At 54.0% G+C, this 26,899-nt stretch carries 23 protein-coding genes; 13 read left to right on the forward strand and 10 right to left on the reverse strand.

The annotated features are described in order from the left end of the window. Window positions 1–550: 550 nt before the first annotated feature. Entirely contained in the window at window positions 551–952 is a 402-nt protein-coding gene (locus FD38_RS12370; protein ID WP_057734634.1) for an aggregation-promoting factor C-terminal-like domain-containing protein, read from the reverse strand. A gap of 328 nt (window positions 953–1,280) precedes the next feature. Beyond that, a complete protein-coding gene (locus FD38_RS12375; protein ID WP_147007870.1) occupies window positions 1,281–1,826 on the reverse strand; it encodes a LysM peptidoglycan-binding domain-containing protein in 546 nt (181 codons plus the stop codon). Between the two features lie 440 nt (window positions 1,827–2,266). On the opposite strand from FD38_RS12375, the gene FD38_RS12380 reads away from it, so the two are divergent. The 4 genes from FD38_RS12380 to FD38_RS12395 all read left to right on the forward strand — a co-directional run bounded on the left by FD38_RS12380 (window position 2,267) and on the right by FD38_RS12395 (window position 7,657). Then, on the forward strand, window positions 2,267–4,303 hold the full coding sequence (locus FD38_RS12380; protein WP_057734638.1) for a SpaA isopeptide-forming pilin-related protein: 2,037 nt from the start codon (window positions 2,267–2,269) through the stop codon (window positions 4,301–4,303). A gap of 392 nt (window positions 4,304–4,695) precedes the next feature. Beyond that, window positions 4,696–5,928, forward strand: coding sequence for an NAD(P) transhydrogenase subunit alpha (locus FD38_RS12385; protein WP_057734640.1), 1,233 nt, complete (start codon window positions 4,696–4,698; stop codon window positions 5,926–5,928). Window positions 5,929–5,930: 2 nt separating this feature from the next. Continuing rightward, window positions 5,931–6,245, forward strand: coding sequence for an NAD(P) transhydrogenase subunit alpha part 2 (locus FD38_RS12390; RefSeq protein ID WP_057734642.1), 315 nt, complete (start codon window positions 5,931–5,933; stop codon window positions 6,243–6,245). Continuing rightward, window positions 6,242–7,657, forward strand: a complete 1,416-nt coding sequence (locus FD38_RS12395; RefSeq protein ID WP_057734644.1) for an NAD(P)(+) transhydrogenase (Re/Si-specific) subunit beta — start codon at window positions 6,242–6,244, stop codon at window positions 7,655–7,657. The genes FD38_RS12390 and FD38_RS12395 overlap by 4 nt, the downstream gene beginning before the upstream one ends. Before the next feature lie 176 nt (window positions 7,658–7,833). Here FD38_RS12395 and FD38_RS12400 read toward each other — a convergent pair whose 3' ends face one another. Beyond that, window positions 7,834–8,583, reverse strand: coding sequence for a DUF4811 domain-containing protein (locus tag FD38_RS12400; RefSeq protein WP_057734646.1), 750 nt, complete (start codon window positions 8,581–8,583; stop codon window positions 7,834–7,836). A 190-nt stretch (window positions 8,584–8,773) separates the two neighbouring features. Between FD38_RS12400 and FD38_RS12405 the strand changes: the two genes are divergently transcribed. Together FD38_RS12405 and FD38_RS12410 are read left to right on the forward strand one after the other, a co-directional pair. After that, on the forward strand, window positions 8,774–9,337 hold the full coding sequence (locus tag FD38_RS12405; RefSeq protein ID WP_057734648.1) for a TetR/AcrR family transcriptional regulator: 564 nt from the start codon (window positions 8,774–8,776) through the stop codon (window positions 9,335–9,337). Window positions 9,338–9,429: 92 nt separating this feature from the next. Beyond that, window positions 9,430–10,047: an NAD(P)-dependent oxidoreductase gene (locus tag FD38_RS12410; RefSeq protein WP_057734650.1), complete on the forward strand. Its 618-nt coding sequence runs from the start codon at window positions 9,430–9,432 to the stop codon at window positions 10,045–10,047. Window positions 10,048–10,123: 76 nt separating this feature from the next. Here FD38_RS12410 and FD38_RS12415 read toward each other — a convergent pair whose 3' ends face one another. After that, window positions 10,124–11,002, reverse strand: coding sequence for a DegV family protein (locus tag FD38_RS12415; protein ID WP_057734652.1), 879 nt, complete (start codon window positions 11,000–11,002; stop codon window positions 10,124–10,126). Between the two features lie 135 nt (window positions 11,003–11,137). Further along, window positions 11,138–11,785, reverse strand: a complete 648-nt coding sequence (locus tag FD38_RS12420) for a DNA-3-methyladenine glycosylase family protein (RefSeq protein ID WP_057734654.1) — start codon at window positions 11,783–11,785, stop codon at window positions 11,138–11,140. A 395-nt stretch (window positions 11,786–12,180) separates the two neighbouring features. Between FD38_RS12420 and FD38_RS12425 the strand changes: the two genes are divergently transcribed. Continuing rightward, window positions 12,181–13,620, forward strand: coding sequence for an LPXTG cell wall anchor domain-containing protein (locus FD38_RS12425; protein WP_057734656.1), 1,440 nt, complete (start codon window positions 12,181–12,183; stop codon window positions 13,618–13,620). 65 nt (window positions 13,621–13,685) lie between these two features. Here the strand turns inward: FD38_RS12425 and FD38_RS12430 are convergent, their stop codons facing one another. After that, on the reverse strand, window positions 13,686–14,792 hold the full coding sequence (locus FD38_RS12430; protein WP_057734658.1) for an ROK family transcriptional regulator: 1,107 nt from the start codon (window positions 14,790–14,792) through the stop codon (window positions 13,686–13,688). A gap of 224 nt (window positions 14,793–15,016) precedes the next feature. Between FD38_RS12430 and FD38_RS12435 the strand changes: the two genes are divergently transcribed. From FD38_RS12435 to FD38_RS12445, 3 genes are all read left to right on the forward strand, one after another. Next, complete coding sequence (locus FD38_RS12435) at window positions 15,017–15,793, forward strand: SDR family oxidoreductase (RefSeq protein ID WP_057734659.1); 777 nt, start codon at window positions 15,017–15,019, stop codon at window positions 15,791–15,793. 157 nt (window positions 15,794–15,950) lie between these two features. Next, on the forward strand, window positions 15,951–17,531 hold the full coding sequence (locus FD38_RS12440) for an FGGY-family carbohydrate kinase (protein ID WP_057734661.1): 1,581 nt from the start codon (window positions 15,951–15,953) through the stop codon (window positions 17,529–17,531). 570 nt (window positions 17,532–18,101) lie between these two features. Next, on the forward strand, window positions 18,102–18,623 hold the full coding sequence (locus FD38_RS12445) for a hypothetical protein (RefSeq protein ID WP_057734663.1): 522 nt from the start codon (window positions 18,102–18,104) through the stop codon (window positions 18,621–18,623). 384 nt (window positions 18,624–19,007) lie between these two features. On the opposite strand, the gene FD38_RS12450 is transcribed toward FD38_RS12445, so the two are convergent. The 4 genes from FD38_RS12450 to FD38_RS12465 form a co-directional block, all read right to left on the reverse strand. Next, window positions 19,008–20,489 carry a glycoside-pentoside-hexuronide (GPH):cation symporter gene (locus tag FD38_RS12450; RefSeq protein ID WP_057734665.1) on the reverse strand — a complete coding sequence of 494 codons (1,482 nt, stop codon included), beginning with the start codon at window positions 20,487–20,489 and terminating at the stop codon, window positions 19,008–19,010. A 362-nt stretch (window positions 20,490–20,851) separates the two neighbouring features. Beyond that, complete coding sequence (locus tag FD38_RS12455; protein WP_057734668.1) at window positions 20,852–21,172, reverse strand: ArsR/SmtB family transcription factor; 321 nt, start codon at window positions 21,170–21,172, stop codon at window positions 20,852–20,854. Window positions 21,173–21,208: 36 nt separating this feature from the next. Continuing rightward, a complete protein-coding gene (locus FD38_RS12460; RefSeq protein ID WP_057734669.1) occupies window positions 21,209–23,062 on the reverse strand; it encodes a heavy metal translocating P-type ATPase in 1,854 nt (617 codons plus the stop codon). A gap of 127 nt (window positions 23,063–23,189) precedes the next feature. After that, window positions 23,190–23,729 (reverse strand): hypothetical protein, encoded by a 540-nt coding sequence (locus FD38_RS12465; RefSeq protein WP_057734671.1) that lies wholly within the window; start codon window positions 23,727–23,729, stop codon window positions 23,190–23,192. Between the two features lie 219 nt (window positions 23,730–23,948). Between FD38_RS12465 and FD38_RS12470 the strand changes: the two genes are divergently transcribed. From FD38_RS12470 to FD38_RS12480, 3 genes are all read left to right on the forward strand, one after another. Next, window positions 23,949–24,860 (forward strand): FAD:protein FMN transferase, encoded by a 912-nt coding sequence (locus tag FD38_RS12470; RefSeq protein WP_057734673.1) that lies wholly within the window; start codon window positions 23,949–23,951, stop codon window positions 24,858–24,860. A gap of 88 nt (window positions 24,861–24,948) precedes the next feature. After that, window positions 24,949–25,557 carry an NADPH-dependent FMN reductase gene (locus FD38_RS12475; protein WP_057734675.1) on the forward strand — a complete coding sequence of 203 codons (609 nt, stop codon included), beginning with the start codon at window positions 24,949–24,951 and terminating at the stop codon, window positions 25,555–25,557. A gap of 17 nt (window positions 25,558–25,574) precedes the next feature. Next, a complete protein-coding gene (locus tag FD38_RS12480; protein ID WP_057734676.1) occupies window positions 25,575–26,843 on the forward strand; it encodes an NAD(P)H-dependent oxidoreductase in 1,269 nt (422 codons plus the stop codon). Window positions 26,844–26,899 lie beyond the last annotated feature (56 nt).

Consider the following 26,899-nt stretch of genomic DNA (forward strand, 5'->3'; position numbering starts at 1 on the left):
GCATAGGAGCACCCCGTCGGGTAACTTCTATGCCTCTAAGCTTAGTATTTTTAGAGTAATTGGTTAAATATAAACCGTTTTCAGCCTGTTAATTAATACCAACTAGAATTTTTCGGTTGAAATACTAAGCTATTCGTGTATAATAAGCATTACAATAATATTGTGTGCAACTTAATTGCACATTTAAAATTAACGATTGTTGTTTAGAGAAAAGGAGTTGCCAGTATCACTAGTCAAAAGCAGAACATCTCGATTGAAACTTGGACCCATGAGCAGTTGACCCTCTTAGGGCATGACGCGAACGCGTGGCACTTATTTGCTACCTCGGCGGAACAGGACGTTTTTCTGTTTCAAAATAACACCAAGGGTCTGCAAGTCAGCGTTTATCAACATCCGAACGGTGACTATGAACTGGGCCGTATCTGGGCCGTCTAAAATTGAAACGTGTTGAGCGGCGATGACTTTCCCCACGGAAAAGGCAGCGCCGCTTTTTTGCTGCAAAAAACGCCACGGCGTAAAGGCCGTGACGTTGAGGGTAATGACAAGAATTTTAGTACCAGTGGTGACTCTGCCAGAATTTCTTGGCCTTGGTCCAAGTCCCGTAACGACCGGCCACGTACTGGTTAGCGGTCTTTTCCTGGTTAACGGCGGAGTAGTTGCCGTGGAGGTAAGACTTCAGAAGTTGGTAACGACCGTAACAATTTCCGTTACGTGCCGTGTAGCTGTACCGAGATTCGTGGTAGGCGATCCACTTCTTGGCGGCCTTTTGCTTCTTGGATAACGAGGCGTTGATCGCGGCGATTTGTTTCTTTTGCTTAGCGGTTAATTTCGTGGCCGCTTGAGCGGTGACCGTTGCTTGTGTGCCCAGGCTAGCCGTGACATCCGTCGCCATGCCGAAGGAAAAGCTGAATAGTAATAAGAATGCTGCAAATTTTAGTTTAAGTTTTGACATATTTTTAATAACTCCCATATCTGTTGTTCGTTACTTAGTAGCTTAACCGATGAATGTTGCAGTTTGATTAACAGGGAGTTACTACGGTATTAAGCCGATATCACAATTCTGGCGGCCCAGTGACCAGAAAGCGGTCTATTTGGTTAATTTTACGGAAAATTAAGGGTCAGAATTAATCCCGCTAAATGGTGGTCTGACGGGGATAGTCGTTGGTTAGCTGACCGGTAAAATCCCGTATATTACAAAATAACGGCGGCGGGGCGTGGTCATTTACCCCCCAATTAAAAAAGTCAGCGTGCCGGGCACACTGACTAACGTGATTTCTGGATTAAAGGGACCAAGCGGCTAAGCCCTGGGCCTGGTAGAGACTAACGGCGGCGTCGACTTGTTCCTCAACGGAGCCACTGGAGATGTGCATGTTTTGGAAGAGCCCGTACGCGCCACTGGACGTGTTCCGGACGTTGGGTTGCCAGTTGGATTCCCGTTGGATGATGGTGTTCCAAGTCGCGGCCGGGACGCCGGTCCGTGAAGCCATCTGATCTAAGACGTAGCTTTTCAGGTTTGATCCGGTGTAGGACGTGGTTGTGGTCGTTTTAGCCTTAGTCGTGGTCGTGGCCGTGGTTTTGGCGGTCTTGGCCTTCGGGGTGGTGCTCAGCGTTAAGGTCTGACCGGCGACCAGGGCGTGGTGTTGAATGTGGTTGGTCTTTTCGAGGGTGGCCATTGACAGGTTGAACTTTTGGGAGATGGCCCAGACCGAGTCGCCGGATTTAACCGTGTAGGTCTTAGTGGCAGCGTCGGCGTTGATCGAACCGAACAGGAACAAGCTGACGGCGGCAACGGTAGTGGTCATAAAAGTTGTAATTAATTTAGTCAAGAGACACCCTCCTATAGGTGATTGGTGAAGTCGTAAGTTCAGATGAGTCGTTGGCGGAACGCCCGCCTTTAATGTCTCCGAGTTTACCGGGGTTGTGTTACCGCCGTGTATCGTCCAGATTAAGAACTGACGGCAAATTTCGGTTAATTGTCATTAGTTTGTCATATTCGATGATTAAATGGTCGAGTGGTCTAACCAAATGCTGGGTGAACCGGTGAAATTGCAGGTCGGGAAAGCGCAACCGGTTAGTGGCTAAAGGACTTAGTTGCGCCGCATGATTACTCAAACCAGAGGGTAATGGAAGAGGGCGAGTGTCTTTTCTAGACGGCATCGTTCTATAGTAGAAGCGGTAATGAGTGGGTCCGTCAGGGTTTGGACTAAGGAGATGAGGTCCCTTAAGGGTCAAAGGATGTGAGATTGAACCAAGGGAGGAATGTCTTATGCGGAAGTTGGTTACAACCATCGTGGCCGGCATCGTGGCGTTGCTCGCCGGATTGATGTTGACCACCCCCGTGACGTCGCACGCGGCCGTGACCGTAAGTGGTCTAGCTGCTGGGGATGCGACGGTCACGGATTCCGCCGGAAGTACCGTCACTAGTAATTCCGAATTTAGTAAATGGGAAAATTACGAAGTTAGTTATAATTGGTCGATTCCAGACGACGTGTCGATTGCTAATCAATCGGCTTCGGTAGCCTTACCAAACGGATTAGTCGCGGCGAACGATACTACGATTCCGTTGACTGCCGAAGACGGGACCGTCATCGGGTCCTTCACCATTAAAGCCGGTGAGACGACGGGGACGTTGACCTTTAACGAGGCCGGCGAAAACGCCCGGAACCGGAAGGGCACGTTGCAGTTCTACGTTAAAGGGACGACCGATACCAAGCCGACCGACAACAATTGGAAAGTAAATAAGGTTGGTTGGGTCGGCAGTAAGGACCCAGACGGGACGCCAACGGCTCTGACCTGGAACGTGGCCTTTAACGCGGGCAGCCAAAACATCGGTACCGTGACCGTTACGGATACCTTAGGTCCGAATCAAACCTTTATTCCGGGTAGCGTGACGGCGAATACCGGGTCCTACGATGCTAGTGGAAACTTCGTCAGCAACGGGGGCAAGTTGACGCCGACCGTTTCCCAAAGCGGCCAAGAGATCACCTTTACCTTCGCCAATGTCACCACGGCCGTGGATATGACGTATCAAACGAAGCCAAACATCACGGGCGGCAGCCAGACCTGGACCAACACGGCGTCCTCGAATGGTAGTTCCGTCACCGCTAACATTGCTTACGGTGGTAGTGGTACCGGTTCCGGTCAAGGTTATGGTAGCGTGGTCTTGACCAAGACCGGTACCGACGATGTGGTCTTACCCGGTGCGGAATTTGAGTTACGCGACAGCACAGGCAAGGCCGTGCAAACGGGATTGGTCACGGACGCCAACGGTCAGATTACGCTTAACCGGTTGGTTCCCGGTGACTACACGTTAGTCGAAACGAAGGCGCCAGCGGGTTACGACCTGAACACCGAAGCCATTCCGTTTACCATTACGGAAGGCGCTACGGCGGTCGGTCAGTTACACGAAACGGATCAGGCTACGGCGACGACCACGCCGAGTGAACCCGGCGATGGTGGCAGTACGGTCACGCCACCAACCAATCCAGGCACTACTAACCCTAGTGAGCCTGGCGAAGGCGGCGGCACGGTCACGCCACCAACTAACCCAGGGACCACTAGTCCAAGTGAACCTGGCGAAGGCGGTAGTGGTGTGACGCCACCAACCAATCCAGGCACTACTAACCCTAGTGAGCCTGGCGAAGGCGGTAGCGGCGTCACGCCACCAACTAACCCAGGGACCACTAATCCGAGCGAACCTGGTAACGGCGGTAGCGGTGTAACGCCACCAACGAATCCAGGGACTACTAATCCGAGCGAACCTGGTAACGGCGGTAGCGGCGTCACGCCACCAACTAACCCAGGGACCACTAGTCCTAGCGAACCTGGTAACGGCGGTAGTGGTGTGACGCCACCAACGAATCCGGGCACCACTAATCCAAGTGAACCCGGCAACGGTGGTAGCGGCACCACAGCCCCGACCACGCCAGGGACCACTAGTCCGAGTGAATCTGGCAACGGTGGTAGCGGCGTTACGGCACCAACCACCCCAAGTCCAACTAGTCCGAGTGAACCAGAAACGACGAGTCCTGCGGCACCGGCAACCGGTGCGACGCCTGGTCAGCCTGGTAATGCGGGGAGTTTAACCAACGGCGGGATGCCCGCAGCTGGTGCCACGACTGGTGCGGCTGCGGCTAACGCGGGTACTGCGTCACCCCAAGGTCCAACTGGGTCGTTGGGGACGACGGCGAGTGGTACCTTGCCACAAACCAACGAACAACATTCGGGTTGGGTCGCCGTGGTTGGCCTCTTAGCCTTAGTTGGTCTGGGGGGCTACGCGCTGTACCGGAAGTTGCGAGCCTAATTGAACGTTGAATTTAGCGGGACAATTGCGAAAAACGATTGCCCCGTTTTTGTTGCCAATTTAAGGTAGAAAAAATATTTTTAGAAAGTTACTTTTTAGGCTAAACTAATTTCTCCTGCACGGACTCGCTCGCGGACAATTCAATTGAGAGGGTTTTGAACGATGCGCAACCGGTTGTAAAACCGACGGCGGGGGCTCTTGACGCTAGTCAGTCAAACCAGTTGCGCCCGAAAAAGTTGGTTAAACGTGCCATGCGCGGAGGCCCCCATTCGTTGGGGAGTGGGTAATTTTATAAAACGGTTTTCTATAATTCTGGTGCCAAACCATTGTTTTGCGCGATTAATTGCTTTATAGTGGACTTGTGAAGAATTTATTAAAAGGAGATGTGTGGTATGGCAATTACCATTTCGGCTTTGAAAGAGGCGCCGGGTGAAAACCGGGTCGCCCTGTCACCGGATGTTGTCCGCAAGTTGGTCAAGAGTGAGTATCAAGTCTTGATCGAAAAGGATGCGGGTCAACAAGCCTTCTACCAGGATTCCGCGTATACGGATGCTGGTGCCCAGGTGGTGGACCGGAAGACCGCGATTGAAAAAGCATCGCTTATCGCGACTATCGATCAACCCGGCGACGATGTCGTGGATCACTTGCAGGCGGGCCAAACGTTATTGGGACTATTGGCACCGCTTACAGATTTGGAATTTGTCAAAAAGTTAGCGGCCAAAAAGGTTAACGCAATGGCGTTCGAACTTCTGCCGCGGACGGTTTCCCGGGCGCAAACGATGGATGTGTTGAGTTCGCAAGCCAGTGTCGCGGGGTATAAAGCGGCCTTACTGGCGGCGGATAAGTTCACCCGGTACTTCCCGATGATGATCACCGCTGCGGGGACCGCCAAACCAACCAAGGTCTTGGTCTTAGGGACCGGGGTCGCAGGGTTGCAAGCGATTGGGACCGCTAAACGGCTGGGCGCCATGGTTTCCGGGTACGATATTCGGCCTGCTTCACGGGGGGAAGTTGAATCCTTAGGGGCCACGTTCCTGACCACGTCCGTCTCGGCGACCGGTGAAGGCGGTTACGCCCGGGCTTTGACGCCAGAAGAAACCGCTCAGCAACAGAAAGAATTAGCGGGCTTCATCGCGGAAAACGACGTGATCATCACGACCGCTCAAGTGCCAGGTCGGCGGCCACCGCTGTTGGTCACCCAAGATTCCGTGGATAACGCTAAGCCGGGGACCGTCTTTATCGACTTAGCCGCCAGTGAACTGGGTGGTAACGTGGCCGGTTCCAAGGCTGATGACACGGTCACCACGCCGAACGGGGCCCAGATTATTGCGGCCGGCGACATGGCCAGTCAATTACCAGCTTCGGCGTCCGACATGTTTGCCAAGAACGTCCAAGCCGTGATCAACGACGTCACCAAGGACGGCGAACTGGTCTTTGACGTTGACGATGAGGTCGTTGGCGAATTATTGGCCACCTATCAGGGTGAAATCATTAGTAGTCGGGTACGGTCCGCGATGAAGTTACCGGATCGTCATCCCGCAAAGGCAGAAGACGCGGCCGATGAGGCTCAGCCGGATGCCGCCGATGACTCCTCCGAGAAATCCAAGACTAAAGGAGCTGATTAGTCATGAGTGAAGAGTTATTTACGAATTTAGCTATTTTTGTACTTAGTCTATTAGTCGGGTTTGAAGTTATGAGTAAGATTCCAGCCACGTTACAAACGCCCATGATGTCGGGTGCCAACGCCATCCACGGGGTCGTTGTCGTGGGGGCCTTCGTGATTGCGGCGGAAGCCAATAGCTGGCCATTTTACATCTTGGCTTTCTTGGGTGCCTTCTTCGCGGCGGTCAACGTCGCTGGGGGTTACACCGTCACCGACCGGATGCTGGGGATGTTTGACCGCAAGCCGGCCGCTAAACAAGGGGAGGCTGATCACAAATGAATGCATTACAAACAGTGTCGTCATTGATTTACCTGATTTCAGCCGTCTGCTACGTTCTCGGGGTACATATGATGCGGTCACCAAAGACCGCCCGGCACGGGAACGGCTTATCGGCCATCGGGATGTTCTTAGCCGTTATCACGATTATCGTCACGATCATCGTGGAAGGCACCATCGACAGTGTCGGTTGGATTGTCTTAGTCTTGGGCTTAGCGCTCGGGATCCTTTACGGGGTGGTCAAAGCACGCAAGGTGCCAATGACCGATGTGCCTCAATTAGTTAGTTTGTTTAACGCCGTTGGGGGCGGGGCTGCCGCCGTCATCGGGATCTTCGATTACCTGCTGAAGGGTGACGGCGCGGCTCTGAGCCTGGCCTTCTCCTTACCCGTCTTTCTGGACGTGGTCATCGGGGGGATTACCTTCTCCGGGTCACTGATCGCCACGGGGAAATTATCCGGGCACGTGCCTGGTAAACCCATCACCTTCCCCGGTGCACGGCTCTTAAACATCATTGTGGTGGTCGCCATCTTGGCCTCCGCTTGGTTCATGATGGCTTCCCCCACCAACGTGTGGTACGTCATCTTAGCCTTAGTCATGAGTTTGATTTTCGGGTTACTGATGACCTTACCAATTGGTGGGGCCGACATGCCGGTCGTGGTTTCCCTGTTGAACGCCTTCACTGGGTTGGCCGTGGCCTTTGCCGGGTTCGTTATCAATAACCAAGTCTTGATCATCGCCGGGGCCTTAGTCGGGGCCGCTGGGACCATCTTGACGCTGCAAATGGCCGATGCCATGAACCGGTCCGTGGCCAACATTTTGGCCGGGGGCTTCGGGACTGGCGACAGCGATGCGAACAGCGCCGCCGATGCCGTACCCGTCGACGTCAAGGAAACTTCTGCCGATGATATTGGTTTGCAATTGGCCTACGCGCACAACGTCATGATCGTGCCTGGGTACGGGTTAGCCGCCGCCCAAGCGCAACACGAAGTCGCCGAATTGGCGAAGGTCTTGACGGATAAGGGCATCAACGTCGACTACGCGATTCACCCGGTTGCTGGGCGGATGCCAGGGCACATGAACGTGCTGTTGGCCGACGTAAACGTGCCGTACGAACAGATGAAGCAACTGGATGAAGCCAACCCGATGTTTGAAAACACCGACGTTTCGCTGGTCATTGGGGCCAACGACGTGACCAACCCGTTAGCGCGGGAGAGTGGTAACGAAATCTCCGGGATGCCGATTCTGGACGTCGACAAGTCGAAGTCCGTGGTCGTCATCAAGCGGTCGATGAGTACCGGGTACGCCGGGATTCAAAACCCACTGTTCTCCATGGACAACACGCAAATGTTCTTCTCCGATGCCAAGAAGGGGTTACAAGACATTGTGGCCGCTACGAAGCAGTATCTGGAGTAGAATCTAAGTACCAGTTAGTTTAGAAGTGAAAACGACCCGTCATCCGGTGAGGTGACGGGTCGTTTTTAGATTAGTGGGCGTCTAGAATTTCACTTTTGACCTTTAGAATGATAACTGAAAAAAGGCCCCGTTCATCGGTCATTCACCGGAAACGGGGCCTTTCGGTCGTGCTTCTTCTATTCTGCAGGTTGTTGTTGGGCTTGTTTAGCCAGTTGCGCCGTTCGTTTGGGCGCTTGTTTCTCAAGTTCTTGGGCCACGGCACGTTGGGCCTTAGCGGTGATTTGTCGCCGCTGCGCCGCGGTGGGGTGGCTGATGGCCGCCAGCTGTTGCTTGACGATTTTGGCGACCGTTTGCCGTTCGGCGCGCCGGACCCCCTTGGCCTGTTCCTTGGCCGCCGCCTTGAGCCACTGCGTTTGCTTAGGCGTGAGGGTGACCCACCGTTGCGGCAAGTCAAAGGTGTTCTGCTGCTCAATCAGCGTCGTGTGGCGCCCGGGATAGGTAAATATCGCTCGCCAGAACTGGGAACGGAACTGCCAGCTGGTCGTGGTGGTGGTCAGCGTGGCCGTGGTCGTGTGGCCAATCTTGACCCGGTTGCGAGTCTGAGCCGTTGCCGCGGTGGTCTGTTGCCGGTTCGTGGTGGTGGAACGGTAAGTATAGACCCGCCGACTCGCCGGTTCCTTGGTGGGCTGGTAGACCAGCACGTCTAAGGGGTCGGTCGATGCAATCGGTGAAATGGTGCTGGTGTGCGTCGTGGTGACCCGGTGCATCCCCCAGTGCTGTTTGGCGTTGCCTACTAAGCCAACCGTAGCGCCCAGGAGGATCACCAGGCCCAAACAGCCGACCAGAAGTCGGACCAGACGGGTCGTGGGGACGAAGAAACCGCCCAACGTGAGGAGAATTCCCAGGACTAAGCTGATCAGGACCATACGATGACCTCCCAAATGAGTTTGGCGTGCTCTCAGTCGTGATGAGCTACCGGTGGCAACTCCTGATTAACGCCATAGTTTAATCTAGATGCATTATAAACTGTTTAAAGCAGAAAATAAACTGTTTGCATCAGTTTATCTTAAAAAGTTAGCGGTGTATACTAGAAAAAAACGGAAAGTGGGCGATGACATGGTGAAACGACGGACGTTAACGCGCGAAAAGGTGTTGACGCAGGCCGGTCAATTAATTGCCGAACGGGGCATCGACCAGTTGACCATTCGCGAGGTGGCGGCGGCTTTAGACGTCCGACCGCAGTCCATTTACAACTATGTGTCCAGTTTAAACGAACTGATCGATCAGGTGGGGTTACGCTTCGTGACCGACCTGGAAAGCCGCTTGCTGACCCAACTGGTGGGCTTGGCCGGGGACCAGGCGTTGATGGTGTTTGCCCAGGAAATGCGGCGGGCTTGTCATCGCCAACCCAATCTGGCCTGCCTGTTGTTGGACCCGCACCAGTTGACGACGCTTAGCCGGACCCACGCGGCCTTGGTGACCCTGTACCAGCGGCTGTTTACCAGCCTCCACTTGGAGGAACAGGGCCAGGCGCGCTCGGCGGCGGCCACCCTCTACCGGTCAGCGGTGTTCGGGTTTATCGTCCAGGAGCTCGGTGGTTTCTTACACGGGACCCCGACGCAATTAGACCAGCGCTTCGACCAGGTGCTGCAATTGGCGATTGCCCAGTTACCCATCTAACCAGTTACTGGATTATTTTTCGCAGGGGTGGTTGTACTTCCTGGGTGGAGCGGCTATGCTAAAGTGGTGACTTTAGCCAAGGAGGACAGAAAATGAAACTAGCAATTATCGGGGCCAAGGGCAAGACCGGGCGCGCCGTCTTAGAGTTGGCCCAGGAACGGGGACTGACCGTGAGCGTGGTGGCCCCACGGCTGCGGGTGCCTGCCGGCGTTAAGCTGATCCCCAAAACCGTGTTTGACCTGACCACGGCGGATCTCCAGGATTTCGATGCCGTTCTGTGTGCCTACAGTTCGGTGCGCAAGGCCAACTATCCGCGGGTCAGCGAACACCTGACGACCATTCTGGCCGACACGGGCACGCGCCTAGTGATGGTGGGAGCCGGGTCGACCTTGTATACCACCGACCATCGCACCAAGACGGTGGCGGAGACCCTGCCACGCTTGACGCGTAACGCCAGTCGGCAACATCTAGCGGCCCGGAAGATTCTTCAGGGGAGTACGGCGCACCTGAACTGGACCTACGTGGCCCCGCCGATGTCCTACTTGCCGTCGACACCGACCACGGGCCGCTACCAGGTCGGTCGCGATGTGTTACTTTACGACCGGGCGGGGGATGCGGCCATCAGCTACCCCGACTTCGCCTTGGCGCTGGTCGACGAACTGCAGCACCCACAAAATGAGTGTGCGCTGATGACCGTGGCGTGGCCGTAAACTGAACAAATGATTGAAAACGCCCACCGGAATTGGGTTGAATCCAATTCTGGTGGGCGCTTTGGCGTTTAATTGATTAGATTGATTGGTCCCGGTCTTGCGGGCCGGTGACAAAGACCGCCACGCAGCCGAAGCCCGTATGACAGGCGATGGTCGGGCCGATGGGACCGATTTGCAGGTTGGCTTGCGGGGCCTGAGCCAGAATCAGGTCCCGGACCCGCTTGGCGGCGTCCCAGTCACCACTGGTCGCAATCAGGACGGTTTGCTGCGGGTCGTGGTCGAGTGCGGCTAACACCTTGGTGCTGAGCGCGGCCAGGGCGTGGTGCCGGGTGCGAATCTTGTCGACCACCCGCAGTTTACCATGCGCGTCCACGTCCAAGAGCGGTTTGATCTGAAAGAGCGTGCCGACGGTGGCACTGGCCCGTGAGATGCGGCCACCGTGATACAGGAAATTTAAATTATCGACGGTGAACCATTGTTGGAGACGGAGGCGGTGACTGGTCAGCCAGGCGACGGTCTCCGCCAGAGTCGCGCCGGTCGCTTGCAGGCGGCTAGCCTCTAGAATCAAGCGGCCTTCACCGGCACAGGCGGCTAGGGTATCGACCACCTGAATGTCGGCGGTGGGAAACGTTTCGAGGAGCAGGTCGCGTGCGAGTTCGGTGTTGTGAAACGAACTACTGAGGCCACTGGACAGGCCCATGAACAGGATCGGCGTCCCGGCCTGCACGTAAGGCTTGAAGAACGTCACGTATTCGCCCACGTTGATGGCCGCGGTGCTGGGTTGGACGCCCTGTTGAAGTTGCGCGTAAAAATTTTCGAGTTGCTGGTTATCGTCGAGATCACTGGCGATGGTGTGCCCGTTGACCGTGAAATGAAACGGAATCACGGCTACGTGGTGTGCGCGGAGCGTGGCCGTCGATAGGCCGCATTCGGAATCGGTCAAAAGTTGAAACATCGTGGATCACTTCCCGTCTTTAGAATCACTTCCTAGTTTATAGTTTTCAAGACTAGCTGTAAACGGGTTGCCCTGATTCTGTCTGGTTATAAAAACCATTATAGTAACTGACCCACTTAACCGGAACCGCCGCTATCATTTAAACAGGTGGAACGGGGCCTTGGTCAACCCGCGGTCGAGGGCCACGTACAGGTACCGCGCGGCGATGGACGAGTAGGGCTGCCACTTGCGACACTTCTTCTGAACGGCCATGGCCGTGTAGTCGGTGGTCTTGTAGACCCAACCGTACCCCTGCAGGAAGGCCACGTCTTCGTAGGGAAGGACGTTGGGGCGGTCCAGAGAGAAAATCAAATACATCTTGGCGGACCAGTTACCGATCCCCTTGATGGCGGTCAGCTCATGCATCACGGTGACGTCGGGAAGTGTGGCGTACCGCGCAAAGTCGACGGTTTGATCCAATACGGCGGTAGTCAGGTTACGAATATAGGTGACCTTCGAGTGGGAGATGCCGATGCTGCGAATCGCGTCGTCGCTGAGTTGCGCCACGGCTGGGGCGGTAATGGTCCCCGCACACTGGGCTAATAGGCGGTGTGTCAGGACCGCGGCGACTTTGTTCGACAGCATCTGCCCAATAATTTGGCTCACCAGAAAGCCGTAACCGTTGTCGGCGAGCCGGTACTCCAACGGCCCGACCATCTGAATGGCCTTGGCGAGGTGCTTGTCTTTGGCTTGTAAGTATTGGATGGCCGGGGATTGGTCGTCCAGGCGTTTTAGTTCACTCATCCGCATGTCCTCCTTAACTTGCTTCTAGTATACGGTCATGCGGTCCGTCGGGGGTGGCAAAAGACCTTTGGTGATACCAATAATGGTTGTTGGCGACGGTTTATCGCGAAAGTCGTCACGGGCGCTAAAAGACCCGACCGGGAAAATCAAGACCAACGCAAATATAATTTTTCCGTTATTCAGTCCTGCGTTCAGCAACTGTTCGTCACGGGGCTATGCTAGATTAGTTTTGAACAAAATAATCAATACGGTGTTGTTGCTGGGTAATCAATTGGCGGTTTAGCAGTGTTTCGGCAAACGTTGTTGATTTAACAAAGCAGACGGGAAGTTTAAGCTCTTACGTATATTCATGCTACGTTGTGGGTGTTAGGAGAGAGCGATTGGAGGAATTAGATATGCGTAAATTTTGGAAAATCTCTTTGCTAATGGTTGCCGGTCTGGCGACTCTATTCATGGGGCCACCAATGATTGGGCAAGCTAAGGAGCTTAACGCGACTGGCTTGGATGCCGATAGTGCGGTCATCAAGAACAGTCGGGGCAAAGTCTTGACCCATACGGAAGTCTTACCGGAGGATCAGGCCTATACGGTCAACTACAAGTGGCGGTTACCTTCCTATACCCCGCTTGAAGCCGGGGACACCATGACGGTCACGGTGCCCGCAAACGTAAAGATTCCGAAGGACGACAGTTTTGAAATGACGAACCTGTACGGGAGTGCCCCGATTGGTCACTTCTTCATCGCGGCGGGTTCCCATACCGGGACGGTCACGCTAAATAAGTTAAACAGTAATTCATTTAACCGGCACGGCTTCATTCGGTTGGATGTCGTTGGTGCGGGGCCCATCACGGAACCGGAAGAACCTGGGACCACTGAACCGGGTGTCACGGAGCCAACGGAACCCGAAGAGCCTGGGACCACTGAACCAGGGGTGACGGAGCCAACTGAACCTGAGGAACCTGGGACGACTGAACCAGGAACGACTACGCCAACGGAACCTGAGGAACCTGGGACGACTGAACCAGGAACTACGGAGCCAACTGAACCGGAAGAACCTGGGACCACGGAACCAGGTGTCACGGAGCCAACTGAACCCGAAAAGCCTGGGACTACTGAACCAGGAACTACGGAACCAACTGAACCCGAAACACCAGGAACTACGAATCCTAGCGAACCGGGAACGACCACGCCAACGGAACCTGGGACCACGGAACCTACGAATCCGACTGAACCAGGGACGACGACGCCAGGCGGTTCTGGTGTAGCGCCAACGGAACCCGAAGAACCTGGTGAAATAATTCCAGGCGGTGGCGACGGTGCTGGTGGGTTTGAACCCGGGAATCCGGGCACCACAACCCCAACGGAACCAGGGACGACTGAACCTGGCACGACCACGCCTGGTGGTGCCGGTGCAACGCCGACGGAACCCGGAACGACTACGCCAACGGTGCCAAGCCCAACTGAACCTAGCACCACGACGCCGGGTGGCGCTGGTGCAACGCCAACGGAACCCGGAACCACGGAACCCGGGTCGACTGAATCTGGGTCAACCGCACCCGTAACGGGAACGACGCCAAGTGACCAGACGCCCGCAACGGCTGGTCAAGGCGCGATGCCGGCTAATGGCACCACGGCTAACGGTAACAACGACAACGGGTCGACCGAATCAGGCACGACCGGTGCAACGGCCCAAACGCCAAGCTACGATGCCAACGGTCACCACGTCACGGCTACGAAATTACCACAAACTAACGAAAAGCATTCCCCAGTGGCTGCGGTCATTGGCTTAGTCGCTTTGGTTGGTTTAGGAATCGTGCCGTTCAAGCGGTTCTTCTAAATTAAAGTGTGACGAAAAACGATTAGCTGATCAGGATAACCTGGTCGACTAATCGTTTTTTTGGTCTAAACGCTTTCGATGAAGCTTTCCATTAACGGAATGGCAGCCCCCGTAGCGACCGGGTGGTTCAACACGGACCCTAGCCGCAGGTATGGCCGGTCTTCGGGGAAGGCGGTCAAGTTGGCGATGCGTTCCTTGAGTTGGGCCAAAGTTTGGTCGTTGATAAATTGAAGCAGCTCCCCGGCCACCACGATGCGGTTGTCCAGGAACATGTGGAAATTATTGATGGCTTCGGCCAGGTAGTCCAGGTAGGTCTCCCAGCGGGCCCGGTTGGCCTTGTTTTGCGCCAGACTAGCCATGAAGTCGTTTAAATTCTCGTTGTCGTGGAGCAGCGAACTGATCGAAACGTAGGTTTCAACACAGCCGTGGCGGCCGCAGTAGCAAAGACGGTCGCTGTTGGCCACGAAGGTCACGTGTTCCATGGTACCGCTACGCCCCTGTTCACCGGAATAGATGCGGTCGTTGATCATGATGGCCGTGCCCAAATGTTCTCCGATGGACAGGTAGATGGTGTCCTTGTGGTCGTCGGATTTACCGTGTTCCGCGTAGGCCACGCAGTCGGCATCGTGGAAGAACGAAACCTTATAAGGAAGAAATTGCTCGAACCGGGCGGTCTTTAACCCCGTGCAATCCAGAATCTTCCCGTAGAGAACCGTGGTTCGGTCGTAGGAAATCAAGCCTTGAATCCCGACGCCCAAACCGATGACTTGGTCGTCCACCAGCCCGCAATCCGTGGCGAAGCTCTTGATCCAGGTGGCTAATTGTTGGAAATAGTTATCGTCATTCGAGTAGTCCAACAGTAATTTGTCGGACGCAATCTCGGTTCCCTTTAAATCGATGGCGGTGATGGTCACATAATTCTTGAACATTTCCAGGCCCAGGCAGACCCGCTTGCGGGCGTAGACCGAGTAGGCGACGGCTCGCCGCCCGACCTGGGATTTGAACTTGCCGTCATTGCGGATTAGGTCGTTGTTCATCAGGAGTTTCAAATTATGGGTCACCGTGGGGAGACTGAGGTTTAACTGAATGGCAATTTCTTGTTTGGAAATTTTATCTTGCTCGTAAATGAGTTGAAAAACTCGCGAATAATTATTGGTGATATCGTTTGCCATGTGTGCGCCTCCAATACCGCCATTATACCTAATCACAACTTGTTTTGTAAAACCGAAGGCTTGTTTTATAAAATAGTTTTCTAAAACTCTTGACAGCGGTTACATCTGGATATATGATTAAGGAGCATTAAGGAAAGCGATTTTACAAAACGTTTTAACGTTTTTGCTAAACGCGCTTTAATGACACTTAAATTAGTTAATCAATTACTTAGGAGGCAACACTAATGGGTATTCTAGATAGAATGTCACTCAAAGGTAAGAAGATTTACGTGACCGGCGGGGCGCAAGGATTAGGTAAATCCATGGCCACTGGTTTAGCAGAAGCTGGGGCCGACCTGGCCATCGTGGACATCAACGCTGAAAAGTCACAAGCTACGGCCAAAGAAATTGCGGACGCCACGGGCCAAAAGGTCATCGCGGTACCAACCGACGTCACCGATCCCGACCAAGTGCAAAAGATGGTCGAAACGGTGGTTAAGGAATTGGGCGGCTTAGACGCTGCGTTCAACAACGCCGGCATGTGCTTAAACATTCCTGCCGAAGACATGTCCTACAAGGACTGGTTGAAGGTCGTTAACTTGAACTTAAACTCCGTCTTCCTCTGCTCGCAAGCAGCTGGTCGTTACATGTTAAAGAATGGTGGCGGTTCCATCGTGAACACGGCTTCCATGTCCGCACACATCGTTAACCGGCCACAACCACAATGCTCGTACAACGCCACTAAGAACGGGGTTATCCAATTATCCAAGTCCTTGGCGATCGAATGGGCCAAGAAGGGCGTGCGGGTGAACACCATTTCCCCAGGTTACATGGGTACCGACTTGACGTTGAGCTCACCTGACTTGAAGCCATTGATCAAGACCTGGAACGACTGGGCACCACTTGGTCGCTTAGGTCGGCCAGATGAATTACAAGGAATGGCCGTTTACTTGGCTGGTGACACCAGTTCATTCAGTACCGGTGACGACTACTTAGTTGACGGGGCCTTCACCGCTTGGTAAAGCGTCCGCGTTAACGACTTGAAGGTGGCGATCGTGCGACTATCGTCACCTTTGCGTTTCTCCAGGTGTGTGATGGACTGATCAAATGGTCGGTTCGGGCGGAAGCTACACACACCTATAGCTTTGAAAAACGGCATTGCCGAAGGAAGGTCTACTCATGAAATATTTAATTGGAACGGATATTGGGACGTCAGGCACGAAGAGTATCTTGATGGATACGGCAGGTCACCTGATTGCACAAGACTTGGAAGAATACGACGTACTCACGCCTAAACCACTGTGGGCGGAACAATGGCCGAGCGTCTGGGTCGATGGCTTGAAGAAGTCCATCCAAAAGACGGTCGAAAAAGCTGGCGTGGACCCTCACGACATTAAAGGGGTCGGCATCAGTGGCTTGTACGGGGGCTCCGGGATTCCCGTTGACGAACACATGAAGCCGGTTCGGCCTTGCCTGATCTGGATGGACCGTCGAGCCGAAGACGAAGTTGCCTGGGTCAAGGAACACATCGACGGCGACCGGTTGACCGAAATCACCGGGAACGACGTGGTTGACCCGTATTACGGCTACACCAAGATTCTCTGGATCAAGAACCACGAACCCGAGAACTGGAAGAAGACGCGGATGTTCCTGCCACCTTCCAACTACGCGATTTACGAATTGACCGGTAAGGTCGCCATTGACCACACCGCCGCCGGGAACCTGGGTGGGTTCTACGACGTCAACACCAACACCTGGTCTAAGGAAATGCTCGATGCCATGGGCGTTCCCGAAAGCATGATGCCGATGCCAATCGTCGATTCCACGACCATCGTGGGTGGTCTGACCGCCGATGCCGCTAAGGAATTGGGCTTACTGGAAGGCACGCCCGTGATTTCCGGTGGGGTCGATGTCGGTGCCGCGAACGTCGGCATGGGCGTCTTCAAGCCCGGCAAGTACGTGGCCGCCATTGGGCAATCCATGAACGCCGCGTTGGTCAGTGAAAAGCCGATCAAGGGTCAGGGCCTGATCGTTTGGCCGTACCCGTACAAGTCGGAAAACTTGGTCTACAACTTCTCCGGGTCCGCTACGGCCGGCGCCATCACCAAGTGGTTCCGGGACACGTTCGCCCAAGAAGAAGTGGCCGCACAAAAGGCCGGGGGCGATAACGCCTACGTGGCTTTGAACAAGGAAGCCAAGAAGTTGAACATCGGTCCTGGGAGCGAAGGCCTGGTCGTTCTGCCATACTTCATGGGTGAACGGGCCCCAATCTGGAACTCCGATGCCAAGGGCCTGATCTTCGGCTTATCGCTGGTCCACACCAAGGCCCACATCTACCACGCCTTTCAGGAAGCCGTCTGCTACGCATTGCGGCACAGTATCGAAAGCACGGGCCGCGACCTGGGTGATTACATCATCATCGCCGGTGGGGTCACGAACTCCAAGGACTGGGTCCAAATGTTTGCTGACGTCACGGGTTACGCCGTTCGGACGCCAATCGAAGACGCCGAAGCTAACCTGGGTGACGTGATGTTGGCCGGTATCGGCACGGGCATCCTCGATGTTGACGACGTTCAGAAGTGGCAGGTTCTCGGCGACCCAGTCGAACCCGACGCTAAGCGCCACGCCGTTTACAACCAGTACTACACCATGTACCGGAAGCTGTACCAGGACTTAGTCGGAGACATGCACGGTCTCACTAAGCTTGCTAAGCTAGACGCCAACGTGGCCAGCGATAAAGACCCCGTTAGTGCCAAATAAGCTTCGGTTCCCACTCGCATCTTTTTAACTTCATTCATAAAACCCTAAATCAATAGGCCTCATCCGGACGTGCTGATCCGGATGGGGCCTATTTTTAGTCGGTCTGGGGGGGTAAGTTGGTGGGCATTGGGCGGTCGTGACTTCGTGATTATCGAGTCCTAGTTGAAGCGGTGGAGGAGCGGAGACCGCTGGTTACGCTCAGGCGAGCGATAGTAGACTTAATTCATCAGTACTTAGTCGAGCTTCAGGGGCCGCGAATGCTGTCTGGCAGCGCTTCTCAATGAGTTTGAACATTGGTGTTGAGGGAGATAGGACTTAGAGAAAGTATCGTTATAGTAGCTTTAGTGGGTTAAACTAGTGGTGGTGACGGTGCTGAGTGTTTTATTTGGAGGCTTAAAATTTCTTGTGTGAGTATTGATTCTTTTACATAATAGAAAACGGATCAAGCTATGAAAATGGATTTGAATGATTTAGATAACCATATTCAATGTTACTTACATTTGGGCAATGAGGATAGGGATGATATGTTGCGGCAAGTTAATCCATAATAAATATCTAGGAGATTGAAAAATGAAAAAAATATTAAAACTGGTTATTGTGACGGCAGCAATTATGTTCGGAATGGTAGTGACGACCCAGACAGCATCTGCTGATTATTTCGCTAATGCTCGAACGTTCTATGACTATACTCCGGTCAAATCCCGTGGTTATTGGGAGTCCACGAAGTCCCAGAAAATTCCCGGTGGGTTTGAGCGATATGTGGTGAAAATCAGTAAGAAAAAGATGACGTCACGGTATATGGTCCATCAAAATATCATGGGCACCCGTATCAGCAGGCAAGACCATCCAATGCACCCATTTATTGAATTCGGTTGGGGGAAAGCCGGTCACAAAAGTTATTGGGTCACCGGTGAGAAATATAAGGTGGTGAAAGGCCACTGCTATGATTTAGTTGCCATGAGATTTACATTTACGGGTAAGGGATACAAACATTTAACTATCAAGTTTGAAAAAACAAACGAATATCCGAAAACGATGCATTTGAAAAAAATCAGTAAAGCAACCTATCAAAAAGCTATTCGCGAATACTAAACCGTATTAAGAGGAATCCGGAATCAGTGTCGGATTCCTTTTTTGTAGTTCACTGGGTGTGTCAAGAATCTTGTGCAAACATTGATTCATTTCGTTTTGAGAGCCGGCGACCAGATGGGACTGAACGAATACCTCCTGTAGCGAGGGAAAACCGGGGATGATCTAACCCCCGTCTACTGAGCGCCTTAATGAATTGAGGATAGTTGTTAAGACCACCGACAAAACCGGTTAGCAGCGCTTGAGAAAGGCTAATTTGGCTATTCTACCAATAGTAACGTGATAACTAGATTGGCCCTAAAAGCCGCCACCCAGCTCACAGACTGGATGACGGCTTTTAGAAGGTTAGATAGATAAGGAAAGGTGGTTCAAAGTGAAACCCAGAGATTAGTTGTGCGAGTCGGCCATTTGCGTGGACGAAGTCACGTGGGTGGCTTGCTGCGAATCGTTTAAGGTCGACTTAGGCGTCGTGGCGTCCTGTTTTTCCAAACGCTTGCGCAGTTCCTTAACGATTTCGGCGTGCTTAGCTTCGGTCAGCGTGACCTTGAAGAAGAAGATCACGGCGGCGATGATCAGTAGCACGATGGGGATGTAGAACATGAAGGTGTTGAACTTGAAGACGCCAGCGGCCGAGATATCACCGGGCTTGGCGTTACCCGTCATGCCGACGGCGACGGCGACCAGGCCCACGACCCCGTTGGAGGCGGCCCCGGCTAATTTATCGATCAGTGGCCGGATAGATAGGGTCACCGATTCGTTTCGCGTACCGTTGACCAGTTGCCCGTATTCGACACTGTCGGTGATGGTCATGAGCGTGGCCAAGAAAATCAGCGGGTACGGGAAGAAGTAGAAGGACACGGCGACCAGCACCATGGCCAGATTCTGCCCGGCGAACAAGAAGATGACGTAGCCAATCAACATGAAGGTGATGCCGGCGATGTAGATGGCCTTCCGGTGAATCAGGCGTTCGAGTAACGGGTAGATGGACACGGAGAGCACCCCGAGGACACAGGTGATGACCCCGACCCAGGTATAAGCGGCCACGTTGCCCAACCGGTAACGGAAGTAGTACATCAACAGGGATTGGGTGACCACGTAGCTAAAGGCAAACAGGAAGTAAGACGCCGCAATCCACAGAAGTTGGGTGTTGTTCTTAATGGCGTTGAAGATGGCCTTTAAGTTGGTGTGCTGCGTGTTCTTCCGAATCAAGTTGTCCTGCTCCTTGATGTTCAAGCAGGTAATCAACGCCCCGCCGGAACACAGTAAGGCCACAATCAAGACGTAGCCGAACCAGCCGGCGTGGGTCTGTTGACCGTAAGGGATCTTCGAGAACACGTGGGAGAACAATAGGATGGCGGGCGTGATGATCACGATGACGATTTGGGCGCCCAACGTGGAGCCGAGCCGTGAAGCCGTTCCGAACCGCGTCCGCACCTTGGTGTCAATGCTGATGGCGGGTAACATCGACCATAAGGCAATGTCACTGAACGAGTAGAAAACATCGATCACTAAGAAAGTAACCGCTAACAAAATCAGGTACAGGGTCGGGTTGTTGAACGCCAGGCCACCGTAATCGGAGAACAGAATGATCAGGCCGATGGAGGCCACGATGGAGCCGGCCATGATCCACGGCCGGAACTTGCCCCAGCGCGTTTCGGTGTTATCGACGACCCCACCGATCATTGGGTCGAACATGATTTCACCGATCCGGATGACCACGACGATTAGGGTCACCAGGCCAACCATCTTTTCGTCGGCCCCGCCGGTGAAGAGTTGACTGGTCAAAAACATCATGAAGTAGATACTTAACGTGTTGTAGAAGGCATCGTGCCCGAACGTCCCAAACGCGTAAGCCAGATACTGTTTCATTGGAAAACACCCCTCAGTTAGATTTGAAAGTTATTTTAAAAAATACTTTTATAAAACGTCTTGACGAATAAAGTATATATTGTGTAACGGCTTTCTGCAAGCGTTTTCAACTAATTATTTTCTTCACAATTTGGAGGTTAGTCGGCGAATTGAATGCGGCATCGGTTTTGGTTAGGAAAGGATTTAGTGCGGGTTTACTAAAATAGTGGGGGCCGCAACTGCCCGGAATTTCGGGACTGGACCGGGCTGAAATTGGTGGCTACGGACCGCGCGGGTGATTCTCAATGGGGAAATTGGTCTAACCAAAATTGGGCAGAAAAAAACGACCCGGACTAGTGGTGACTAGTCCGGGTCGTTAGGGATTAGGCGTCTTCCAGGACGTGTTTTTTGGTTAACTCGAAAATCTGGATAACGTGTTGGTCGGTCACTTGATAATGCATCTCGCGGCCCACCCGGACGTTGGTGACCAAATTGAGTTGGCGCAAGGTCTGCAGGTGGTGAGAAACCGCTGATTGACTGATGTTCAAGCGGTTGGTGATTTCCCCCACGCTCAGGGAGTGCTGTGCGATCAACAGGATGATCCGCATTTTAGAGGGCTCACTGATTGCTTTAAAAATGGAGAGGACCGGGCGTAACTCACTGTCGCTGGGCAGTGCCGGGTCCATCGATGAATCGGTCGTCATGCTGAAACCCCCAATGGTTTAAAAGTTGGGCCGACTTCATTTAAACATTAGCAGGCGTAAGCCATTCAGGATCACGAGCAGGGTACTGCCTTCGTGAACCACGACGCCCCAAGCGATGTTGGTAATGCTTAAGAAGTTGAGCACCACTAATAATACCACGATTGCGAGTGCAAAGATAAGGTTTGTCCAGATGATTTGGTTCAACCGTTTGGAGAGCCGGTGCGCGTAGGTCAACTTGGACAGGTCGTTTTGCATCAGGACCGTGTCGGCCACGTCGATCGCCACGTCGGTTCCGTCGCCCATGGCCACGCCGATGTCGGCCTTGACCAGGGCGGGGGCGTCGTTGACCCCGTCGCCGACCATGGCGACCGTGGCGTACCGCTGCTTTTGTTGGTCGATGATGGCGGCCTTGTTCTCGGGTAAGACGTTGGCGGCGACCTCGTCTACGCCCAGGGCGGCCCCCACGGCTTGACCCGTGAGTTGGGCGTCACCGGTGATCATCTGGGTGTGAATCTGGTGTTGTTTGAAGTAGTCGATAGCCGCTTGCGATGCCGGATTTGGCACATCCATCAGGGCCAGTAACGCCTGGACCTGGTCGTCGACGGCCACGAATATCACGGTCTTGCCGGCCACGGCCAGCGCGTCACATTGCGCTTGAAAGTCGGGGGTCACCGCCGCAAAACTCGTCGGTTTCCCGATGCGGACGGTGTGACCGTCGATTGCGCTTTCCAGGCCCTTACCCAAGTGGTTGGTGACGGTCACGTCGAGCGTTTGGGTGGGCGTGAAGTGTTCGACGATGGCGGTCGCTAAGGGATGGTTACTTTGTCGTTCCATGGCCACGATTTGGTTGGTGAGTTGCTCGGCGTTGACGCTCGGGGCGAACGCCACGTCGGTGACCGTGGGTTTCCCGGCCGTCAGGGTCCCGGTCTTGTCGAAGGCCACGGCTTGTAACTCGGCCAGCTGGTTCAGGTAGGCGCCGCCCTTGAAGAGCACGCCGTGTCGGGCCAGGTTCGACAGTCCCGATAAGGTCGCGGGGACCGCGGCGGCGGCCAGCGCACACGGCGAGGCCGAGATCAGAAAGACGATGGTCCGGTAGACGCTCTCATTGAGTGACCAGTGGAGGAACAACGGCCCCATCAGGAAGACGACGGGTAACAAGACCAGTACGGTGGTCACGTAGAGCGGTTCGAAGCGTTTGATCTTAGTAGCGGTCTTCCCTAAGGACTGTTGGGAATCCTGAACTAATTGTAAGATTTTAGCGAAGACCGTGTCCTGAGCGTCCTTGGTGACCACCATATCGAAAGTCGAGTCGCCGTTGATGGTACTGCCGAAAACGGTGGCGTCGACGGTCTTTTCCTGGGGAATACTTTCCCCGGTGATGGCGGCCTCGTTGAGCGTGGCCGTGCCCTTCACGATGGTGCCGTCAGTGGGCACCTGGCCCCCGTTAAGGACCTGCAGGTGGTCGCCCACGGCCAGGTCGGCGACGGGAATGACTTCGATGGCCCCCGTCGCGGTGTAACGCCGGGCTTCTACGGGATTAAGGTCCAGGAGCGCCGTGATTTCTCGTTGGCTCTTTCCCTCGGCGTATTCTTCGAGGAAGTGGGCACCGGCGAAGATCAGGATCAACAGGGCGGCCTCCTCGAAGCTGCCAATCAGGATAGCGCCGATGGCGGCCAGGGACATTAAGATGTGAATATTGGGGGCAAATTTACGTTGGGTGCGACTATCAGTCACCGTTTCGACCAGACCCTCAGCCACGATATGGTAACCGGCCAGCAACGTGGCGGCGAGAAACCCTAGCGGCCGGCCCAGGCCGGGCAGGAAAAAACTGAGACCGAAGACGACCAGGCCGGCGAGGTAGGCTAACGGGGCGATATTTTTAGGTTTCATGGGGATTTCCTCCTTTTTGATATCTATTTATGCTCATATGTTAATTCATTTATATCATGAAACCGGTTAATTTGCAACTCAAAAAAGCGCGCAGGGATCGAAATCCGCTGCGCGCATCGTGTTTGGTTTAGAAAGTGACGGAATTAGTGAGGGGCAACGCCACGCTGAAGACCACTAGACTGATCAGCAGGGGTAGGCTGTATTGCCGAACGTTACTGAGGAGGGAAAGCCCCCAGTTCTTGAAGTAACCGCCGCCCTTCTCCCAGTGGTTATGCTCGATAATGTCACTGGCCATAAGAATGGCCGTGTAGAGCAAGGCCAGAAAGGCGCCAACGAAGACCAGGTAGGCTAGCATGACCAAGAAGTTGCCGGTCATGAGGACGGTAATGAATTGGTAAATGGCGACGACCGCGATGGTCAGGCTAATAAAGGAAAGTAACGTGATTGGCCACCGCATGGGAATGGTCGAGAAGACCAGGAAGAGGACGATGACCCGTAGCCCCATCAGAACGCTAGCTAGCCAGCTATCGAGCGTTAGGGCGTGGAGGCTGATGACGTGGGGGGTAATCATGTGGGAAAAGCCCAACGCCAGAAGGATCACGAATAGGAACACGCACCACCCCATCAGAATGCGGGTGGTGAACCGAGAAATATGTAATTTTGCCATGGTAAACTCCTTCAACGGCTCGTAATGGCCGGAACTGATAAATTTCATCTTACCCATAAAGATAGGCTATTGGCGGGGGGTCGTCAACTTTTGCCTGATAATTGGCGGGGGAACGGGGAAGGTAGTTAGGCACAATAACGATAATGCCCTGAAACCGTTACCATAATACTTTAAATTTACCGTGAATTCGGGTACGATAGCGGTGAAGGAGGTGGTGGCATGCCAGTTGCCACTCAAGTGGTGCACCTGATGGGGACCGTCATCACGTTGACCATTACCCATCCGCAACCGCAGGCGATTTTGGCTGAGGCCGTGCGCCGCTTGAAAGTTTATGAACACCGGTTCAGCGCGAACGACGAGACCTCGGAACTGATGGCCATTGCCCATCAGGCCGGGAAAAGGCCGGTCGCGGTGGACCCCGAATTATTTGATTTGATCCGCATCGGTCGTGAGCACAGCGCCGAAACGGCCGAACATTTAAACATCGCCATCGGGCCGTTGGTGCAGACCTGGCGCATCGGGTTTGACGACGCCCGCAAACCCAGTGATGCTGAAATCCAAGCGGCCTTACGCCTGACGGACCCTACGGATATTCAGCTGGACCCCCAGCACTTAACGGTCTATCTGCGCCGCGCGGGGATGACGCTGGATTTGGGTGCCATCGCCAAGGGCTATATTGCGGATCTGCTGCATACTTATTTGACGACCGTGGGCGTGACCAGCGGGTTGATCAACCTGGGTGGCAACGTGGTCGTCTTCGGGCCGCAGCCGAAACACGCCGACCAACAGTGGCGCATCGGAATTCAAGACCCCGCCAAGCCCCGTGGCCAGAACCGGTTAGTGGTCAGTGTCCGGGATAAGTCGGTGGTGACATCGGGCATCTATGAGCGCCAACTACACGCAGATGGTCAGACCTACCACCACGTTTTGGACCCGGTGACTGGCTACCCGATGCCCACCGAAATTGCCAGTGTGACCATCATTTCGGCGCAATCGATCACTGGTGAGCTTTGGACCACCCGATTATTCGGCCAATCCGTCACGTCCTCAATGGCGCTATTACGCCAAACACCGGGGATTGAGGGCATCATTATTACTCGGACGGGTCAAATTTATTCCTCAATTTTGTGAAAATATTGCTATAGTATATAAAAGCGGTTACAATAGAAACAAGCGGTGCGAATCGCGAATTCCCCTAAGTTAAAAGGAGCGGTTTATAATGAATAAATTTGTGGCAATGGTTGGGACCAACGCAAAGGTGTCAACGAACCGAACGCTACTCCAATTCATGAAGCAGCATTTTGCTGACCAAGCAGAAATCGAGCTCATGGAAATTGCTGACCTCCCGTTATTTAACAAACCCGAAAACAGTCCAGTTCCCGCACCCGTGTTGGCCATGGCCAAGGCGATCGATGCGGCCGATGGGGTGATTATCGCCACCCCCGAATACGACCATGCGGTGCCATCTTCGCTGATGAACGCGCTGGAATGGCTGTCGCACCGGGTGCACCCGTTCGTGGACAAACCCGTGATGATCGTGGGGGCGTCGTACGGGTCGTTGGGGTCTTCGCGGGCACAAGCGCACCTGCGGCAAATTCTGGATTCACCGGAATTACGGGCGCGCATCATGCCGAGTTCCGAATACCTCTTGGGGCATTCGCTAGACGCGTTTGACGACCAAGGAAACCTGAAAGATGCCGATAAGGTGGCCCAATTAGACGGCCTCTTTAAGGACTTCCAGACCTTCGTGACGGTGTCGGGTCACCTGAACAACGCGAAGGATCTTAATCAAAAGGATACTAAAAACTTCGACTGGAATAAGCTATAGAAGGAGCGGAAAAACACATGAAATTAGTAGGAATTGCTGGCTCAGTGGCCGATAAATCGTATAATCGGATTCTCTTAAAGTACATGGCGACGCACTTTAGTGACTTAGCGGATATCGAAATGTTGGATATTAAAGACGTGCCGCTCTTTAACGAAAGCGATGACCAGACGGAAAGTGACGCGATCCAATACCTGAAGCGCAAAATCGAAAGCGCCGATGGGGTGATTATTGCCACGCCGGAACATAACCATACCACCACGGCCAGCCTCAAGAGCGTCATCGAATGGCTGTCTTACAAGATTCACCCACTAGATGGCAAGCCAATTATGATTGTTGGGGCCTCCTACTACGATCAGGGGTCTTCCCGTGCTCAATTGAACCTCCGGCAAATTCTGGAAGCGCCCGGCGTCAACGCGGTCGTGCTTCCCGGAAACGAATTCTTGTTGGGCGAGGTTAAAAACGCCTTTGACGAAAACGACAACTTAAAGGACGCTGGGACCGTGAACTTCCTGCAATCCACGTTACAAAAGTTCGTGAAGTTCGTGACGGTGATCAACACCATGAAGCACCCGCAAGACACGGGAGCCGAAAGCGAAGACTTGGGGGCGACCGGCAAGATTTCGACCACGGTCGAGGGCGTGGATATGGCTGCGCCGGACTGGGTCGAACAGGCCGCCGAGAAGACCCACGCGGCTTCGGGCAACGACTACGTCAAGCTGGACCGGGGGTTATTAACGGTCGATCAACTGAACGCCTTCCTCAACTCGATGCCGCTTGAATTGACCTACGCCGATAGCAATAATCAATTTATCTACTACAATAAGATGGCGCCGGCCGAAAAGATGTTGGCTGCGCGGACGCCGGATCAAGCGGGGAACCCGTTATCGATGGTGCACCCGAAGAATCCGCGGGTTATCAAGCACGTCAAGGAAGTTATTCACGCCTTACGGACGGGGCAGGTTCCAGAAGTCAGCATGCCGGTTCCAGGCAACAACGCGGACAAGTACGTGGTGCACTTCTACCGCGCCATGCACGACGAACAGGGCAACTACATGGGAGTCAACGAATACGTCCAAGACATCATGCCGACCGTCAAGTGGTACCTGGCCAAGACTGGTCAAAAGCTAGAGGGGAACCCCGATGCGACGACCAGTGCGTCGGTTGATGATGCGGCGCCAGCAGCGGACACCACGTCGAGTGCTTCCGTGGACGACGCGGCGCCCGAACCAGCACCTCAGGCGGCGCCAGCCACCGATGCGGACTCCAGTGCGTCCATTGACGACTAGTCACTTAACGAAATAGCCTCTGGGGGACCCGTCCGCCGTTTTTTGACGGGGGGGGG

Origin of the sequence: Levilactobacillus zymae DSM 19395, assembly GCF_001434115.1 — a bacterium.
Lineage (GTDB): Bacteria > Bacillota > Bacilli > Lactobacillales > Lactobacillaceae > Levilactobacillus > Levilactobacillus zymae.